Consider the following 16,492-nt stretch of genomic DNA (forward strand, 5'->3'; position numbering starts at 1 on the left):
CGTGCGGACCGCCTCACACCACCGTGAGGCGGTCCAGTCGCTTCTCCAACAGGATCACCCCGTACACCCGCCCGTCCTGGGCCTGCTTGGACGGGAACTCCCCGACCACCCGGTAGCCCGCGCCCTGGTAGTACGCCAGCAGCCGGGGGTTGGTGGAGATGCAGTCCAGCCGCGCCCGTTCCAGGCCGGCCCGGGCGATGCGCCGCTCGGCGTGTTCGAGCAGTCGGCGCCCGGCCCCGGCGGGCGCGGCCTCGCGCTCGACCATCAACCGGTGCACGTACCCGGCGACCGGCGGCTGGACGCCCCAGGCCTCCTCGTCGGACCACCACAGCTCGTACGCCCCGCACACCCGGCCGTCGGCGTCGGCGGCGATCCACACCTCGCCGTCGGCCATCCGGGCCCGGAAGTGCTCCACGCCCTTCTCGCCCGGCTTCCACTGCTCGATGCCCTGGGTCCGCATCCACCGGGCGGCCTGGTCGTACAGGGCCACCAGGGTCGCGGCGTCCTTCTCCTCGGCCTGCCGGAACAAGATCCCGTCGTCAATGATCACGCGGTCATTATCACCGCGGGCGGGGCACCGACCGGTGCGCCGTGGCGGGGGCGGCGGGCGCGGGTGCCCCGGGTGCGGCGGGGATGAACGCCGCGAGCCGCCGGACCAGTTCGCCGAAGGGGCCGTCGGCGGGCTCGTCCGCGAGGATCCGCACCAGCAGGCCGGCCATCTCCTCGTCGTACGCGGCGCTCACGGCGGCCAGCGCGGCGAAGTCGTGCACCAGCTGGAGCTCCAGCTCGGCGCGCGGGATCCGGCGGCCGTCGAGCCAGATCAGCGCCGTGGACTCGGCGAGCGAGACCCAGGAGCGCACGATCAGTTCCAGCCGCGCGGGCGGCCGCTCGACGCCGAGGTGGCTGAGGATCTGCTCGTAGGCGGCCTGGCGGACCTCGTCGATCATCGCGTTCGTCCGGCTGGAGCCGACCGCGGGGCCGCCGCGCATCAGGGCGGAGAAGCCGGGTCCGTGCTCGTCGACGAAGGCGAAGTACCGGCCCATCACCCGCAGCAGCCGGGCGCCCAGGGGCCCTTCCGGCGGTTCGTCGAAGCGCGCGGCCAACTCGTCGGCGGCGCGCCGCAGCGCGGCCTCGTACAGGCTCAACTTGCCCGGAAAGTAGTGGTAGACGAGCGGTCGCGATATCCCGGCGGCCGCCGCGATCTCGTCGATCGACACCTCGTCGGGCGACCGGTTGCTGAAGAGATCCAGCGCCACGCCGATCAGCTGCTGCCGCCGCTCCTCGACACCCATCCTGCGTCGCACCCCGGTTGTCATGCCAACACCCTACGGGTAGTGCGGGCCGGGCGGCATCCGCTATGTTGAACGCGTTCAACTGAACGCGTTCAAAGGAGCGGGTTCGGTGGTCGAGGAACGGGGGTGCGGCGATGGCCGAAATGTCGGCCGGTGCGCGGGCGGGTGCCGGTGCGCGGGCGGGGTGCGTGCGCGGGTTCCTGTGGGACGCGGGCGGGGCGGAGGACGGCAGACCCACCGGGCAGCAGCGCGCCCTGGGTTGGGGCGCCGCGCTCAACGCGCTCCTCGTGGCCCTCGTCATGGCGTCGGACCCCTACTTCGGGGGCTCCTTCCTCCTGCTGATCGCCCTCTTCGCGGCGCCGCTCCTGCTGCTGCGCATCCGCGGCGGCTTCACGACGGGCGCCGCCGTGCTGGGCGTCCTCTACACCGTGTGCAGCGTGCTCGGCGCCCTGGTGGGCCTGTTCTTCTTCGCGCCCTCCGGCATCCTGCTCCTGTTCGCCGCCTTCGCCGACGGCCGCCGACGGCCCCGCGCCGCCCGGGTGCTGACCGTCCTGGGCGGCCTCCTGCTGGCCTTCTCGCTCTGGTGCGTCGCCGCCATGGCGTGGACCTACTACCTCGCTCCCGCCCTCGGGCCCGGCGATGTCTGAGCCCGCCCGCCCCGACGAGGACCGCGTCCACGGGGTGCAACGGGCCCTGGCCGTGATCGCCGCGCTGGACGCCGCGTTCCTGATGGCGACCGCGATCCACCACGCGGGGTGGCACACCTACCTCACCGAGATGGCCCTGGGCATCGCCCTGCCGGTGCTGGCGACGCCCTTCTTCCGCCGCCCGTACGCCTTCTTCGGCGCGTGCACGGCCGTCGCCAGCTGGGTCGCCGTGTGCTCCCTGGGCCTTTCCACCCTGGGCGTGTTCGCCTTGTGGCCGACGGCGGCGCTCCTGGTCGCCGCGGCGCTCGCCGACCCGCGCCGCCGGCCGGACGGAGTCTGGTTGATCTGCTTCTTCGGCGTCCTGCCGCGGCTGGCCACGGTGTGGGCGGTCGTCCACTAGCGCCCGTCGTCACAGTCGCCGCGTCACAGGTCCAGCGTCAGCTGCCCGCCCCGTGCCCGGGACACGCACAGCAGCATCGAGCTCTCCCGTTCCGCGTCCGTCAACAGGTCGTCCCGGTGGTCCACTTCGCCCGCCAGCACGCCGTGCTTGCAGGTCCCGCAGAAACCCTGCTCGCAGGAGTACGGGGTGTTGGGCAGCTCCCGCAGGACCGCCGCCAGCGTCGTCCCGTCCGCCGGGACCTCGATCGTGCGGCCCGAACGGCCGAGGGTCACCGTGAACGGCTGCTCCGCCCCCGTGGCCGCGGCCGGGGCGAACCGCTCCAGCCGGACCTCCACCCCGGGCGGGGCCGCCGCCACCACCGCCGCCATCAGGGGCCCCGGGCCGCAGCAGTAGACCGCGGTGCCGGGCGCGGCCGCGGCCACCGGGGCCAGGTCGGGCAGGCCCGCCTCGTCCTGCGGGACCACCGTGACCCGCTCCCCGTACGCCGCCAACTCGTCCAGGAACGGCATCGAAGCCCGGCTCCGCCCGCCGTACAGCAGCGTCCACCCGGCCCCCGCGGCCGTGGCCGCGCGCAGCATCGGCAGGATCGGGGTGATCCCGATCCCGCCCGCGACGAAGACGTACGAGGCGGCCGGAGCCAGTGCGAACCGGTTGCGCGGCGGCCGCAGTTCCAGCTCCGAGCCCTCCGTCAGCCGCGCGTGCGCCTCCCGCGAGCCCCCGCGCCCGTCCTCCACCAGCCGGACCGCGATGGTGTACCGGCCGGCGACCGCCGGGTCCCCGCACAGCGAGTACTGGCGCACCAGCCCCGACGGCAGCGTGACGTCGACGTGCGCGCCCGGGGCCCACGCGGGCAGCGCCGCGGACTCCAGGACCAGCCGGAGCACCCCCTCGGCCGGTTCCGTCCGCGAGACGATCAGCGCGCGCAGCGACCGGCGCGGCGAGTACCCGGAGATCGGCTGCTCCAGCGCCGGGAGCGGCCACAGCGGCGAGCGCTCGATCCGGCGGCGCAGCGCCCGCCGCGTCAGCCAGGCGGCGCCGACCGCGGCGCCCACCGCGGCCGCGCGCCGCATCACAGGGCGCCGCCGTTCGCGCCCGGCGAGCTGGCGAGGTACGCCACGGCCTGGGCCGTCGAGCCCTCCTGCGAGGGGTGGTACGAGCGGGACAGGTAGGAGGGGATCGACTTCAGCATCGCCCCCGTCGAGGGCAGTACGCCCTGCTGCCCGGCCCGGAAGAACTGGCCGAGGGAGGCCTTGGCCCGCGGCAGACCGGGGTCGTTCTCCATGAAGAAGCGGGCGCCGCGCTGCCACAGGAACACCAGCGCCGTGAAGGCCGTCGCCCAGGTCCTGGCCCGGCGCCGGTAGCCGCCGTCGATGTGCATGAACAGCTCGAAGGCCACCGCCCGGTGCTCGACCTCCTCGGCCCCGTGCCAGCGCAGCAGGTCCAGCATCACCGGGTCCGCGCCGCGCCGGTCCAGCTCGTCGGCGTTCAGGATCCAGTTGCCGAGGAAGGCGGTGTAGTGCTCGATCGCGGCGATCGTCGCCACCCGCTCCTTGAGCCACCACTCGCGGGCCCGGCCCGGCGGCAGGGTGCGGTCCCCGAGCAGCTTCTCGAAGAGCCAGTCCACCTGCGCGGTGTACGGGGTGGGGTCCAGGCCGAGGCGCTTGAGGTGGGGCAGTACGTCGTCGTGCGCGGCCGCGTGCATCGCCTCCTGGCCGATGAAGCCGACCACGTCCGCCCGCAGCCGCTCGTCCGTGATGTACGGCAGCACCTGCTTGTAGACGTGCACGAACCAGCGCTCGCCCGCCGGGAGCAGCAGGTGCAGCACGTTCATGGTGTGCCCGGCGAAGGGGTCGCCGGGCAGCCAGTGGAGCGGGGTGTCCTCCCAGGAGAAGGACACGTTCCGGGCCTTGAGCGGTATGTGCTCCGACGCCACGGGTGCGGGTGCAGGTGCGGACGGCGTATTAGACATGGCGTCAATGTACTGATGGGTAAGCCGGTGCAACACCCCCCGCGCACCGATTCGCGCCCCGCCGTCACCGCCTCAGCGCAGGACGCCCGCCTTCGTGCCGTCCGTCAGCTTCCCGGACAGCTCCACCTGCGCGCCCTCCGCCGCCTTCACGGCCAACCGGTTCCCGGCCGCCGACCCCGTGGCCCCGCCCGTCACCGACAGGGACGTGAACTGCGCCGTGCCCGCCGCCAGCACGTACCAGTGACCGCCCTGCGACTTCCACAGCACGCCCGCCAGCACCTGCGGCTCCCGCGGCCCGCACGCCGGCGAACCCTCCGCCTTGGCCGCCTGCGCCGCCACCTGCGCGCCCGGCGCCAGGAACTGCGCCTGCACCCGGTCCGCGGTGCCCCGCCAGGTCTCGGCCCGGGTGCACAGCCAGGCCGCCGTGCCGTTGCCCTCCGGCAGCGGCTGGCGCGCGTACGCCCACGAGTTGACCGTCCGCACCCCGTGCGAGCGGACCGCCGGCAGCAGACACGCGATCCGCGACCACTCGCTCAGCTCCGCCGCCTGCGTCACGTCGCGCGCCGCGCCCGGGGCCCCCGAGGTCAGCCGGGCCGGGGTCAGCTCGCCCAGGTCCGTCACCAGCCGGGGCCCGGCGGCGGTCTCCAGGGCCAGCGCGTTCCAGGCCGTACAGGAACCGGCCGGAGCCGGACCCGCCACCGGGGCGGTGATGCCGTCCGGGCCCAGGCGCAGCGGCGTCGGGGCGTCCGCGGGCTTCAGCAGGTCCCGTACCGTCACCCCCGTCACCCAGGGCGCCGTCAGGTAGCGGACGTTGCCGTCGACCCGGCTCAGCACCAGCGCGGTCGCCGTCTCCGCCGTCGCCCCGTCCGTACGGGCGAAGTCCAGGGCCGCGCCGGAGGTCCCCGAGAGCGGCTCCGCGTAGCGCACCACGCGCAGCCCGTCGTGCATCAGCACCACGACCGCCTGGTCGACCGTGCCCGCGAACAGCAGCTGCGGCGGTCCCATCGGCGGCCCCGCCGGGGTGTCGGGGGTCGCCGAGACCACCACCGAGGCACCGGGACGGGCCCAGACGGCCAGCGCGCGGCGCAGCAGCTCCTTGTCGCCCTGGCGGTCGCCCCGCGCGGGCCAGACCGAGAAGCCGGCGCGGTCGGCCGTGCGCCACTGCGCGGCCGCCGCCCGGGTCACCCGCGCCGGGTCCAGCGCCTGTTCCGCCGCGGCGTTACGGGCGTACGCGGGCGCGGCGGCGCCGTCGGAGCCCCACCCCCCGCCCGGCAGCGCGAGCAGCGCCCCGCCGACCAGCAGCGCGGCGCCCGCCGCGAGCGAACCGCGCACCCAGCGCCGTCGGCGCAGCAGGTCGGTGGGGCGGGCCTGGAGCACGCAGGGGTCGAACTCGGGCGAGGCGAACAGGGAGTCGTTCTCGGGCCCCCCGGCGGCGGCGAGCGCGGCCTCCGGATCCACCACCCCGGCCTCGGTCAGCACCAGCAGCACCTCGGAGCCGTCCAGCCGCTCCAACGCGCGCAGCACACAGGCCGCCCGGGCGGGCCCGTCGAGGGTGGCCAGCCACTGGTCCAGGGCCAGCTCCTCGGCCCCGCCGGAGCGCGGGAACAGCCGCAGCCCCCACACCTGCGGCAGCGCGGGCGGCAGCTGCGCGCGCCGGGGCAACGCCCGGAAGGTCAGCGGGAGCCCGGCCTCCAGCGCGGCGCGCAGCACCCGGAGCCGGACGTAGGCGTAACCGGCGTCGGAGCCGGGATCGCCGTCCTGCCCGCCGCGCTGGAACGGTACGAGCCCCTGCGCGCCGGAGGCCTCCCGGCCGCGCGGCAGGGCCCGTTGGGCCAGCGCGTGCGCGGTCAGCACCCGGCGGTTGCGGCCGAGCGACGGCGGCAGCACGAGGTAGGCGAGCCGCACCAGCCGCGGGTAGTGCTCGACGATGGCGGCCTCGGCGCGCTCGACGTCGACCCCGGCGTCGAGGGGGTGCGGGCGGGGGCGGGTGGCGGTGTCCGGCGCAGTCACGTTCAGCAGAACGAGCGAATGCCCGGATGGTCACCCGGCCGGGCACCCGGCCGACTCGGGCCCCGGGCGCGGCACTTGGCCGCGCCGGGGCCGAGTCGGGGCCGGGCCGGCCGGTCAGCGGTTCGGGCGCGGGGCGGGCCGGCCGGTCAGGCGGTCAGCCGGGCGCGCAGGGCGTCGACCGTGGCGTCCGGGACGCCGAGGCCCTCGCGGACGTACTTCTCCATCGAGCCGTACCGCACGGCCACCTCGTCCAGGGCCGCCTCCAGGTACTCCGGCACGACCCCGATCAGGGCGAGCGCGATCTCCGGGTCGCCGCCCGCCATCGTGAAGCCCTCGATCATCGGCGCGAAGGCCTTGCGGACGGCCGGGTTGACCGAGAGGTACTCCTCCATCAGCGTCTCGTCGTCCGCGCCGAGCAGGGCGAGGACCACGGTCGCCCCCCACCCGGTGCGGTCCTTGCCCGCCGTGCAGTGGAAGAGCAGCGGCCCCGACTCCTCGTCCGCCAGCTCCGTCAGCAGCGTCCGGTACGCCTCCTGGCCCGAGGAGGAGCTGACGAAGGACCGGTAGGTCTCGGCGAAGAGCGCCTGTGCCTTCCCGCCGCCCAGGTGCCGCTGGGCCACCGCGGGGTCGGACAGCAGGTCCTTGAGCTGCGCGGCGGCGGGCATGCCGCCCGCGTTCACCTTGTCGGCCAGGACGTCGGCCACCAGCATCCGGGCCTCCCGCGGGGGCACGTCCGGGTGGTCGCCGCGCTCGGCGTCGGTGCGGAAGTCGATGACCGTCCGCAGTCCCAGGGCCGCCACGACGGGGTCGGCGGCGAGGTCGAGCCGGTCGAGCTGGCCGGAGCGCAGCACCAGGCCGGGGCGCACCGTGCGGCCACCGGCTATTCGGGTGCCGCCGAGGTCGCGGAGGTTGGCGACGGTGGTGGACGGGGTGGCGGTCATCGTGGGCAACTCCAGCGTTGTACGGGTGGCTCTTTTGTGCAGGTGACTCTTTTGTACGGGTGGCTCTTAGCCTATTTTCGAATGATTCGGGCGGGAAAGATAATCGGCGGCCAGCGAGAGCCCGACCCCGATCCCCAGCGCCAGCAGGTGCCCGGCGTCCGTGAAGGTCCGCTCGCGCCGCAGCACCGGCCGCAGCCCGAGCGCCAGCAACCCCGCCCGGGCGGTGTGCCGCGCCGCCCCGCGGGGCAGCGCCGAGGTGAGGGCGCCCAGGACCGCGTTGAAGCCGTAGCTGGTCCCCACGTCCACCGCCCGCCGGGTGCCCGGACCGGGCCGGCGCGCCCGCAGCGTCCCGTACACGAGCAGCGTGGCCCCGGCGTGCCCGAGCAGGAACACACCGGCGGTCCACCAGGCCCCGTAGGCGTACTCGGCGTACCCGAGGACGGCGAGCAGCAGCAGCGCGTAGGGCAGCGGCATCGGCTCCTCCACCACGAAGGCGCTGCTCAGCAGGGTCTCCCAGCGCCCGGCGGCGAGGTTGTCGACATTGGTCGAGCAGCCCCGCAGCACCTGCTCGCGCTCCCGCTCGCCCAGCCGCTCCAGCGCGTAGGCGCCGAGCTGCACGCCGCCGGTGTAGACCGGCCCCAGCAGTAGTGGATTCACCTGATCATGATCGGTCATGGGTACGTGGCCCGCGCAACCGGTACCGCCGTTCCCGTGCCGCGCGACGGGTGGGAACATGTGCGGACCATGTCACCTGCCCCCGCGCCGATGCGCCGTACGCGGGCCGCGATGTTCGCGGCGGTGTGTGTCGCTTTGGCCGCATTGGGGCATTCGTACATGTCTGGCCATGACGTTCCGGTCGCGGGCCTCCTGGCCGCGTTCGGGGCGACGGGCTCCCTCGCCTGGCTCGGTGCCGGGCGGCGGCGCGGGGGTGTGGCCATCGGGGCCGCGCTCGTCGCCGTACAGGGCGTGCTCCACCTGATCTTCTCCGCGGCGGGCGAGCCGCACGGGGCCGGAGCCGCGGTCCCGGCCGCGGCGCTCGACCGCTCGGCCCCGCTCGGCTCCGCCGCCACGGCGCCCGCGCCGCCCGCGGCCCCCGTGATCGACATGCCGGGCATGGCCGGCATGCACCACGGCGCCGCCGGCATGCACCACGGCGCCGCGGCGGACATGGCCGCCATGCCCGGGATGGACGCCGTACCGGGCTTGGGTGCGATACCCGGGGTGGATGCCGGGCCGGGCCTGGACGCCATGTCGGGCATGGGTGCCATGGCCGGGCACGGCGGGCTCGGCATGATCGCCGCCCACGTGCTCGCCGCGCTGTTCTGCGCGATCTGGCTCGCCTGGGGCGAGGCCGCCGTCTTCCGGCTCGCCCGCGCGCTGGGGTCGCTCGCCGTGGTCGCGGCCGCGCCGCTGCGCCGGGCGCTGGCGCTCGTAGGGGCGCACCGCCCCCACACGCCCGCACGCCCCGTGCGCCCCCGCACGCCGGAGCCGCCGCGCGCGCTGCGCGGAGCCGCCCACGCCCATGACGCCGTCAGACGGGGACCACCCGGGTGGCTGACCACCCGCGCCACGGCCCCCGGCCGTCCTGCCTGCGCCTGACCGGCGATCCGGCGAGACCTGGGGCCGCTTCCCCCTGTCTTCGCCAACACCTAGGACCGTCATGTCCATCGAAGAAATCAGAGACGCCGGCGCTGCTGCCGCCGCCGCACCCGCCCCAGCCCCCACCCCCGAGGTCCCGCGGCGCGGCGCCTGGGCGGGCCTGCGCCCGCTCGTCCTGCGCATGCACTTCTACGCCGGGCTGCTCGTGGCCCCGCTGCTCTTCGTCGCCGCCGCGACGGGGCTGATGTACGCCCTCTCCTTCCAGGCGGAGAAGGTGGTCTACTCCGACGAGCTGACCGTCGCCCGGGTCGGCCAGCAGGTCCTGCCGCTCAGCGCACAGGTCGAGGCCGCCAAGGGCGCCGCACCCAAGGGCGAGGTCACCGGCGTCTGGCCGGCGCCGGAGGCGGACGCCACCACCCGGGTGATCATGAAGAGCCCCGGGCTCGCGGACGGCGAGACGCTCACCGTCTTCGTCGACCCCTACACCGGCGACGTGCGGGGCCAGCTGGCCACGAGCGGCGACGCGCTGCCGCTGCGCGCCTGGCTCAGCGCCTTCCACTCCAACCTCCAACTGGGCGAGATCGGGCGCAACTACAGCGAGCTGGCCGCGAGCTGGCTCTGGGTCGTCGCCCTCGGCGGACTCGCGCTGTGGATCGGCCGGACGCGCAAGCGCCGGGCGGACCTGGTCCTGCCGGACCGCGCGGCCACCGGCCGCCGCCGCACCCTGTCGTGGCACGGCACCGTCGGCCTGTGGGCCGTCGTGGGCCTGGTGGCCCTGTCGGCCACCGGCCTGACCTGGTCGAAGTACGCCGGTGAGAACATCGGGCAGCTCCAGGACCAGCTGGGCGGCGCCACGCCGTCCGTCTCCGCCAAGCTCAAGGGCGGCGCCGACGACGGCGGCGACGAGCACGCGAACCACCAGATCGACGCCAACGGCCAGATGATCATGCCCGTCGGCCCGGACGTCGGCATCGACAAGGCCGTCGCGGCCGCCCGCGCGGCCGGGGTCACCGAGCAGCTCCAGGTGACCCTGCCCGCCCAGGGCAAGGGGTACGTCATCAAGGAGCGGGACCGCACGGTCCCGGTCCACCTCGACGCGGTCTCCGTCGACCCCGCCGACGGCGCGGTCATGGACGAGCTGCGCTTCGCCGATTACCCGCTGCTCGCCAAGCTGACCCGCTTCGGCATCGACGGGCACATGGGGCTGCTGTTCGGGCTGGTCAACCAGCTCGCGCTGGCGGCGCTCGGACTCGCCCTGATGTTCCTGGTCTTCTGGGGCTACCGGATGTGGTGGCTGCGCCGGCCGACCAAGGATCGCACGCTGTCCGTGGGTCGGGTCCAGCCGCGCGGCGCCTGGCGCAAGGCGCCCCTGACGGCGCTGCTGCCGCTGGCCGCGGCGACGGCCGTGGTCGGCTGGTTCGTGCCGCTGCTCGGGATCAGCCTGCTGGGCTTCCTGGCCGTCGACATGGTGCTCGGCGCGGTCGGCCGGGCCAAGGCCAGGCGCGGGGCGCCGGCCGCGTAGTCCCGTACGGACGAACGGTGGACCCGTGCCTCCCCTCGCGAAGCACGGGCCCACCGTCGGTACCAGTTCAGTTCACTTCGGCCGACTGCGCACGAGCGCTCAGGGGGCGTACTTGTAGCCCACCCGGCGCACGGTCTGGATCGCGCTGCGGTTCGACGTGCCCAGCTTGCGGCGCAGTCGGGCGATGTGGACGTCCACGGTCCGGCCGTCGCCGACGTGGCCGTAGCCCCACACCGTGGTGACCAGCTGGTCACGGCTGTGCACCCGGTGCGGGTTCGCCACCAGGTGCGCCAGCAGCTCGAACTCCAGGTACGTCAGGTCCAGCACCTCGCCGTCGACCTCGGCCGTGCGCTGCTCGGAGTCGATCCGCACGAGCGCGTCGCCCGTGACGGCCGGGGCGGGAGCCGCCGCCTGGGCCGGGGTGCCCGGGCCGAAGGGGGTCGTGGCGAACGGGGACGGGGCGAAGGCGATCGGCGGCTGCTGGTGATCGGCCGGTACGAGCACCAGGTAGCCGACCATCGGCGGCTGGCCCGGCAGCGTCGGCACGGTGTGCTGGGGCGCGGGCAGCCACGTGGCGCCGGGCGGCAGCAGGTCCACCACGCGGGCGACCTCGTCCCGGTCGACGGCGCGCAGCCGGTGGCGGGGGCTGGGGTTCGTACTGGGCGGGTAGGGGCGGTGGACGGTCGCGGCGGTGGCAGCGGTGGAGAGGGTACGGGTGTTCGCCATGAGTGGTCAGCTCTTTCACGCGGGGGAGTCGGCAGGAGACGTGCGTCGTCGTACCGCGCAGACCGAAGGCCTTCGGGAAGGTCTGGAGCAGAGGTTCCGGAAGGCTTTAGAGGGCCGGCGCGTTCTTCGCGCGGCAACACACCCGGTCGAAATCGTGATCCTGACGGGAAGGCCAGAACGGCTCGAGGTCGCTGCGACCTGTCGAGGAGTGGTGCGGGTAGCCGGCCATGCGGCCATTCAAGCAGATGTCGGGGGCGCAGGGCAGACCCCGTCTCACCTGCTGGATCGGAATCTCATATTCCGTGATCATGGCCGCATGGCACCGCATCAATACCGGACAAACCGTCAGCGGGTCAGTCGCTTGCGCCAGTCCAGTTCCGTCACGCGTATCGCATCATGGGCAGATCCGTCCCAGAGCCATCGCAGCCCCACCTCCGCCAGGGCGGCGACCACCTCGCGGCCCACCGCCGCGGTCGACGCCTCCTCCGCCCCTTCGTCCGGCGCCCCGTCCGTTTCCCCGTCCGACCCCGTTCTCCCGCTCGCCCCGAAGCTCCCGTAGATCAGGATGAGGTCACCGCCCTGCGCCGCGCCCTCGGTGCACATGCGGTGGAAGAAGACGAAGCCGCGCGCCCCTTCGGCCCCGACGCCCCGGATCTCCGCGCGGCCGCAGCCGCGGCAGCAGGCGAAGTCCTGCCGGGCGGTGATCCCCGCGGCCTCCAACGCCACGAACGCCCGCGACACGCGCTCGGGATCGGTCTCGCCGACCCAGCCCGCCTGCTCCGCGACCCGCTCCCGCCACAGCCGCAGCACCAGCTCGGCGGCCTGCGCCTCGGAGACCGGTCGCACCGGACCGTTCACCAAGTAGTCCTCGGCCAGCTCGGCCAGTTCGGGCCGCCCGTCGTAACCGCACCGCAGCGCGAGGCGGACCCGCTGCTCCAACTCCCGGCGCACGGTGGCGTCGAGCGGCGGAGCCGTCTGCGCCGCCGGGAAGGGGACGTGTTCCCAGACCGTCCCCCGATCCCAGTCCGCGTCCCCGCGCGCCCAGCCGGCCAGCACCGCGCCGACCTCGCGGGCGCTGCGCGGATGCGCGCGGAAGTGGCGCCCGGAGTCACCGTCCCGGTGCTCCAACTGGTAGGTCCGCGGCCCGGCGTCCGCCGCGTCGTGCCAGACCTGCACGTAGACGTCCGGATCGCTCGGGATCCGCTCGACGACGAGGAAGCGGTCCCCGTCCGCGCCGATGCGCTCCGCCAGCCGCTCCAACTCGCCGTGCCCGGGCCGCACGTGGGCCTCGCCGAGCTCCGTCCCGATCCTGATGGCCAACGCCGCCCCCGCCGGCTCCGTCGTCGCCCCCGGTCTCGCCCCCGTCGGTTTCGCTGTCGTCCCTGTCCGCTTCGCCGTCGTACTTGTCGTACCTGTCGATTCCGTGATCCCCGTGGTCCCCGTCATGGGGACAACGGTGGCACGACCCACTGACAACGGCGCCCGCCGGGCCCCGCGGTCGCGGGGGTCGGCGGGCGCCGTCGTCGGCGGGCGGGTCGGTCTCAGACCAGGCCGTCCTTCTCCAGGGCGGTGCAGCAGGTGTCCACGATCAGGCGGGTCACCACGTAGGGGTCGACGTTGGCGTTCGGGCGGCGGTCCTCGATGTAGCCCTTGCCGTCCTTCTCCACCTGCCACGGGATGCGGACCGAGGCGCCGCGGTCGGATACGCCGTAGCTGTACTCGTTCCAGGGGGCGGTCTCGTGCAGGCCGGTCAGCCGCTCGTCGATGCCGGCGCCGTAGTGCTTGACGTGGTCCAGCGGCTTGGAGCCCTCGCCCAGCGACTCGCAGGCGGTGATGATCGCGCGGTAGTCCTCGCGCATCGCCTTCGTCGAGAAGTTGGTGTGCGCGCCCGCGCCGTTCCAGTCGCCCTTGACGGGCTTGGGGTTCAGGGTCGCCGAGACGTTGAAGTCCTCGGCCGTGCGGTAGAGCAGCCAGCGCGCGATCCACAGCTGGTCGGAGACCTCCAGCGGGCCGACGGGGCCGACCTGGAACTCCCACTGGCCGGGCATGACCTCGGCGTTGATGCCGGAGATGCTCAGGCCGGCCGCGAGGCAGTGGTCGAGGTGCTTCTCGACGATCTCGCGGCCGAAGATCTCGTCCGAGCCGACTCCGCAGTAGTAGCCGCCCTGGGCCGCGGGGAAGCCGCCGACCGGGAAGCCGAGGGGGCGGATGCCGTCGAAGAAGGTGTACTCCTGCTCGATGCCGAAGATCGACTCCTGCGCGACGTGCTTCTCGGCGACCGGGCGCAGCAGTGCGCGGGTGTTCGACTCGTGCGGGGTCATGTCGATGTTGAGCACCTCGCACAGGACGAGGAGGTTGGCGCCGCCGCGGATCGGGTCCGGGCAGGAGAACACGGGCTGGAGCACCCGGTCGGAGGCGTGGCCCTCGGCCTGGTTCGTGCTCGATCCGTCGAAGCCCCAGATCGGCAGCTCGTCGCCGTCCGACATGATCTTCGTCTTGGAGCGGAGCTTGGCCGTCGGCTCGGTGCCGTCGATCCAGATGTACTCAGCCTTGTAGCTCACGGGACCGTCCTCTGACTCTGCGGGTGCTGCGGTGACTGCGGTGATGACCGCAGCGTGCCCGCTCGCGATTTCTCTTCCGTTGCCCATGTGTGAACCCCGTGTTACCGGTGTTTACGGCCCGGGGCGGGGTGTGGGAGAGAGCGGGCGTGCGTCCGCCCGGGCGGCGTGCGCGTCGTGCAGACTGGGCGCGTGAGCATTTCGTATGATTTGACTTCCGCAAGTGACGGCTCCGACCTGCCCGGCGGCGCCCCGCCCCGCGTGGGCCTGCTCGGTACGGGCCCCTGGGCCCGCCGCACCCACGCCCCCGCCCTGGCCGCCCACACCGGCTCCACGTTCGCCGGGATCTGGGGGCGACGGCCCGAGGCCGCCGCCGAACTGGCGGGCGAGTACGGGGTGAAGGTGTACGAAGACCCCGACGCCCTGTTCGCCGACTGTGACGTCGTGGCCTTCGCCCTGCCCCCCGACGTCCAAGCCCCGCTGGCCGTCCGCGCGGCCGCCGCGGGCTGCCACCTGCTGCTCGACAAACCGGTGGCCACCGATGTGGAGCAGGCCCGCGCCGTGGCCGAAGCCGCCGCGCGCCACCAGGTCGCCTCCGTCGTCTTCCTCACCCTGCGCTTCGCCCAGCCCACCGCCCGCTGGGTCGAGGAACAGGCCGCCCGCGACGGCTGGTTCACCGCCAGCGCCCACTGGCTCGGCGCGGTCTTCCCGCCCGACGGCGCGCCCAGCGCGTACGCCGACTCGCCCTGGCGCAAGGAGAAGGGCGGCCTGTGGGACGTGGGCCCGCACGCCCTGTCCGTCCTCATCCCCGTCCTGGGCGACGTGGTCCGGGTCACCGCCGCGCGCGGCCCCGCCGACGTCGTCCAGCTGGCCCTCCTGCACACCTCCGGCGCGGCCAGCACGGCCACCCTCAGCCTCGGCGCCCCCGCTGCCGCCGCCGGGGTCGGCCTGGAGCTGCGCGGCGAGGCCGGCGTCCACGGCCTCCCGGACTGGAGCGACGTACCGGGCGCCTACGGCCGGGCCCTGGACGCCCTGCTGACCTCGGCGCGCACGGGCGTGGCGGATCCGCGGGACGCGGCCTTCGGGGCCCGGCTGACGGAGATCCTCGCGGAGGCGGAGTCCCAGGTCTGGGCGTAGTCGTAGCAGGGCGTGGGGCGTGGGACGTAAGGCGTAGGGACGGCTCCGGCCGCTATTTGATGAGCGCGTTCGCCACGATGATCACCAGTCCGATCGTGGCGTCCGCCGCTCCGATCAGCAGCGCCGAGCTCAGCCGGTAGCCCACCCGGATCGCGACCACGGCCCCCCATGCGAAGAGCAGCGCGGTGTTCAGGCCGAGTCCGACGGCCGTCACCCCGTGCGAGTCCCAGCCGATCGCGTCGGCCAGCAGCAGGAGGACCACGGTGGGCAGGGTGGCCGCGATCATCGGCCACTCGTTGACCATCGCCCGCGCCAACAGCCGCCACCGGTGTCCCGCCGAGCCGTCCCGGTGGGTGGTCATGTGGTGCGAGTACCCGTGCGCGAGGGCGGCGGTCGCGGCGGTCACCAGCACCCAGCTGGCGTCGTAGTACGGAGTGGACTCGCCGCCCTTCTGGTCCAGCGCCGCCAGCAGCCCGCTGGCCAGCACCGTCCCGTACACCCCGCCGAACATCCAGTCGGCGCCCCGGTGCGGTCGGGGGAGCGGGGGCGGGGGCGCGGGGGCGGTCGCGGCGGGGGTGATGTCGCTCATCGGTGTCCTTCGGGTGGTGTCCTTTTGTGGGCAGAGGTCCCCTATGTGGTGATCAGCGTACGAGGTCGGGGGTCGCCGGGGTCATCGGGAGCCCCGCGTCGAGCCAGGGGCGCCGGCCCGGGCCGGTCGGGTGGGTGCCGGTGACGGCCATGACCACGGAGTAGAGGCTGGTCTCGGCCGTGATGAAGAGCCGGTTGCGCTTGGCCCCGCCCCACGCGATGTTGGACACCGCCTCGGGGACGCGCAGCCGTCCGATGAGCGTGCCGTCGGGGTCGTAGCAGTGCACCCCGTCGTCCATGGCGGCCACCCACAGGCGCCCGCCGTCGTCGAAGCGGAGGTTGTCGAAGCGGGCTCCGCCGCGGGCCCCGGCCTCGGCGAAGACGGCGCCGTCCGAGAGGGTGCCGTCCTCGCGCACGTCGAAGACGCGGATGCGCCCGGCCCGGGTGTCGGAGACGAAGAGCTGCCGCTCGTCGGGCGAGAAGACGAGGCCGTTGGGGGCGCCGAAGCCGTCGGCGGCCAGTCGTACTTCGCCGGTGCCGGGGTCGATGCGGTAGACGTTGTTGGCGCCGATCTCGCTCTGCGCGCGGTGGCCCTCGTAGTCGCTGGTGATGCCGAAGTCTGGGTCGGAGAACCAGATCGAGCCGTCGGACCGGACCGTCGCGTCGTTCGGGCTGTTCAGGCGCTTGCCCTGCCAGCGGTCGGCCAACACCGTGATCGTGCCGTCGTGTTCGGTCCGGGTCACCCGGCGGTTGCCCTGCTCGCAGGTGATCAGGCGGCCCTGCCGGTCGAGGGTGTTGCCGTTGGTGTGCCCGGCCGAGCGGCGGAAGGTGCTGACGGTGTCGGTCTCCTCGTCCCAGCGCAGCATCCGGTCGTTGGGGATGTCGCTCCACACCAACTGCCGCCAGGCGGGCAGGTAGACGGGCCCTTCGGCCCACCGGCAGCCGGTGTGGAGGACTTCGAGGTCGGCGTCGCCGTTCATGCACCGGCCGGTCCGGAACCGCTCGTCGAACATCTCGTACAGCGCGGGGCGCTCGCTGGTCGCGTACGTGGTCATGCGCGTGTCCCCTCCAGGTGAGGTGCCGAATATCCTTCGGCATGAACA

General features: G+C 74.2%; 17 protein-coding genes. 5 read left to right on the forward strand and 12 right to left on the reverse strand.

The window, feature by feature from the left end; genetic code table 11:
• Positions 1-13: 13 nt before the first annotated feature.
• Positions 14-550, reverse strand: a complete 537-nt coding sequence (locus ACIQWR_RS28335; RefSeq protein WP_404015117.1) for a GNAT family N-acetyltransferase — start codon at positions 548-550, stop codon at positions 14-16.
• 10 nt (positions 551-560) lie between these two features.
• Complete coding sequence (locus ACIQWR_RS28340) at positions 561-1,316, reverse strand: TetR/AcrR family transcriptional regulator (RefSeq protein WP_404015120.1); 756 nt, start codon at positions 1,314-1,316, stop codon at positions 561-563.
• A gap of 110 nt (positions 1,317-1,426) precedes the next feature.
• Here ACIQWR_RS28340 and ACIQWR_RS28345 point away from each other — a divergent pair, with 110 nt between their 5' ends.
• A complete protein-coding gene (locus tag ACIQWR_RS28345; RefSeq protein ID WP_404015123.1) occupies positions 1,427-1,939 on the forward strand; it encodes a hypothetical protein in 513 nt (170 codons plus the stop codon).
• Positions 1,932-2,339, forward strand: coding sequence for a hypothetical protein (locus ACIQWR_RS28350; RefSeq protein WP_404015124.1), 408 nt, complete (start codon positions 1,932-1,934; stop codon positions 2,337-2,339). The genes ACIQWR_RS28345 and ACIQWR_RS28350 overlap by 8 nt, the downstream gene beginning before the upstream one ends.
• A 23-nt stretch (positions 2,340-2,362) precedes the next feature.
• Here ACIQWR_RS28350 and ACIQWR_RS28355 read toward each other — a convergent pair whose 3' ends face one another.
• The 5 genes from ACIQWR_RS28355 to ACIQWR_RS28375 all read right to left on the reverse strand — a co-directional run bounded on the left by ACIQWR_RS28355 (position 2,363) and on the right by ACIQWR_RS28375 (position 7,916).
• Positions 2,363-3,409, reverse strand: a complete 1,047-nt coding sequence (locus ACIQWR_RS28355) for a PDR/VanB family oxidoreductase (protein ID WP_404015127.1) — start codon at positions 3,407-3,409, stop codon at positions 2,363-2,365.
• Positions 3,409-4,308 (reverse strand): metal-dependent hydrolase, encoded by a 900-nt coding sequence (locus tag ACIQWR_RS28360; protein WP_404015129.1) that lies wholly within the window; start codon positions 4,306-4,308, stop codon positions 3,409-3,411. Before ACIQWR_RS28360 ends, ACIQWR_RS28355 begins: the two co-directional genes overlap by 1 nt.
• A 72-nt stretch (positions 4,309-4,380) precedes the next feature.
• A complete protein-coding gene (locus tag ACIQWR_RS28365) occupies positions 4,381-6,318 on the reverse strand; it encodes a hypothetical protein (protein WP_404015132.1) in 1,938 nt (645 codons plus the stop codon).
• 146 nt (positions 6,319-6,464) lie between these two features.
• The gene (locus ACIQWR_RS28370) at positions 6,465-7,259 is read right to left on the reverse strand and encodes a tyrosine-protein phosphatase (protein WP_404015600.1); all 795 of its coding nucleotides are present in this window, start codon (positions 7,257-7,259) and stop codon (positions 6,465-6,467) included.
• Positions 7,260-7,325: 66 nt separating this feature from the next.
• Positions 7,326-7,916 (reverse strand): rhomboid-like protein, encoded by a 591-nt coding sequence (locus tag ACIQWR_RS28375; protein ID WP_404015134.1) that lies wholly within the window; start codon positions 7,914-7,916, stop codon positions 7,326-7,328.
• A 177-nt stretch (positions 7,917-8,093) separates the two neighbouring features.
• Here ACIQWR_RS28375 and ACIQWR_RS28380 point away from each other — a divergent pair, with 177 nt between their 5' ends.
• Entirely contained in the window at positions 8,094-8,858 is a 765-nt protein-coding gene (locus tag ACIQWR_RS28380) for a hypothetical protein (RefSeq protein WP_404015136.1), read from the forward strand.
• Between the two features lie 61 nt (positions 8,859-8,919).
• A complete protein-coding gene (locus ACIQWR_RS28385) occupies positions 8,920-10,380 on the forward strand; it encodes a PepSY-associated TM helix domain-containing protein (RefSeq protein ID WP_404015139.1) in 1,461 nt (486 codons plus the stop codon).
• Between the two features lie 99 nt (positions 10,381-10,479).
• Here the strand turns inward: ACIQWR_RS28385 and ACIQWR_RS28390 are convergent, their stop codons facing one another.
• From ACIQWR_RS28390 to glnII, 3 genes are all read right to left on the reverse strand, one after another.
• Entirely contained in the window at positions 10,480-11,106 is a 627-nt protein-coding gene (locus ACIQWR_RS28390) for a winged helix-turn-helix domain-containing protein (RefSeq protein ID WP_404015141.1), read from the reverse strand.
• 345 nt (positions 11,107-11,451) lie between these two features.
• Positions 11,452-12,426, reverse strand: a complete 975-nt coding sequence (locus tag ACIQWR_RS28395) for a DUF6891 domain-containing protein (protein ID WP_404015143.1) — start codon at positions 12,424-12,426, stop codon at positions 11,452-11,454.
• A gap of 221 nt (positions 12,427-12,647) precedes the next feature.
• A complete protein-coding gene (glnII, locus tag ACIQWR_RS28400) occupies positions 12,648-13,667 on the reverse strand; it encodes a glutamine synthetase (protein WP_399267361.1) in 1,020 nt (339 codons plus the stop codon).
• A gap of 195 nt (positions 13,668-13,862) precedes the next feature.
• On the opposite strand from glnII, the gene ACIQWR_RS28405 reads away from it, so the two are divergent.
• The gene (locus tag ACIQWR_RS28405; protein ID WP_404015603.1) at positions 13,863-14,801 is read left to right on the forward strand and encodes a Gfo/Idh/MocA family protein; all 939 of its coding nucleotides are present in this window, start codon (positions 13,863-13,865) and stop codon (positions 14,799-14,801) included.
• Between the two features lie 52 nt (positions 14,802-14,853).
• Here the strand turns inward: ACIQWR_RS28405 and ACIQWR_RS28410 are convergent, their stop codons facing one another.
• On the reverse strand, positions 14,854-15,390 hold the full coding sequence (locus ACIQWR_RS28410) for a hypothetical protein (RefSeq protein WP_404015146.1): 537 nt from the start codon (positions 15,388-15,390) through the stop codon (positions 14,854-14,856).
• A 52-nt stretch (positions 15,391-15,442) separates the two neighbouring features.
• On the reverse strand, positions 15,443-16,444 hold the full coding sequence (locus ACIQWR_RS28415) for an SMP-30/gluconolactonase/LRE family protein (RefSeq protein WP_404015148.1): 1,002 nt from the start codon (positions 16,442-16,444) through the stop codon (positions 15,443-15,445).
• Positions 16,445-16,492: the final 48 nt, after the last annotated feature.

The sequence above is a fragment of the Streptomyces sp. NPDC098789 genome (assembly GCF_044759975.1).
GTDB lineage: Bacteria > Actinomycetota > Actinomycetes > Streptomycetales > Streptomycetaceae > Streptomyces.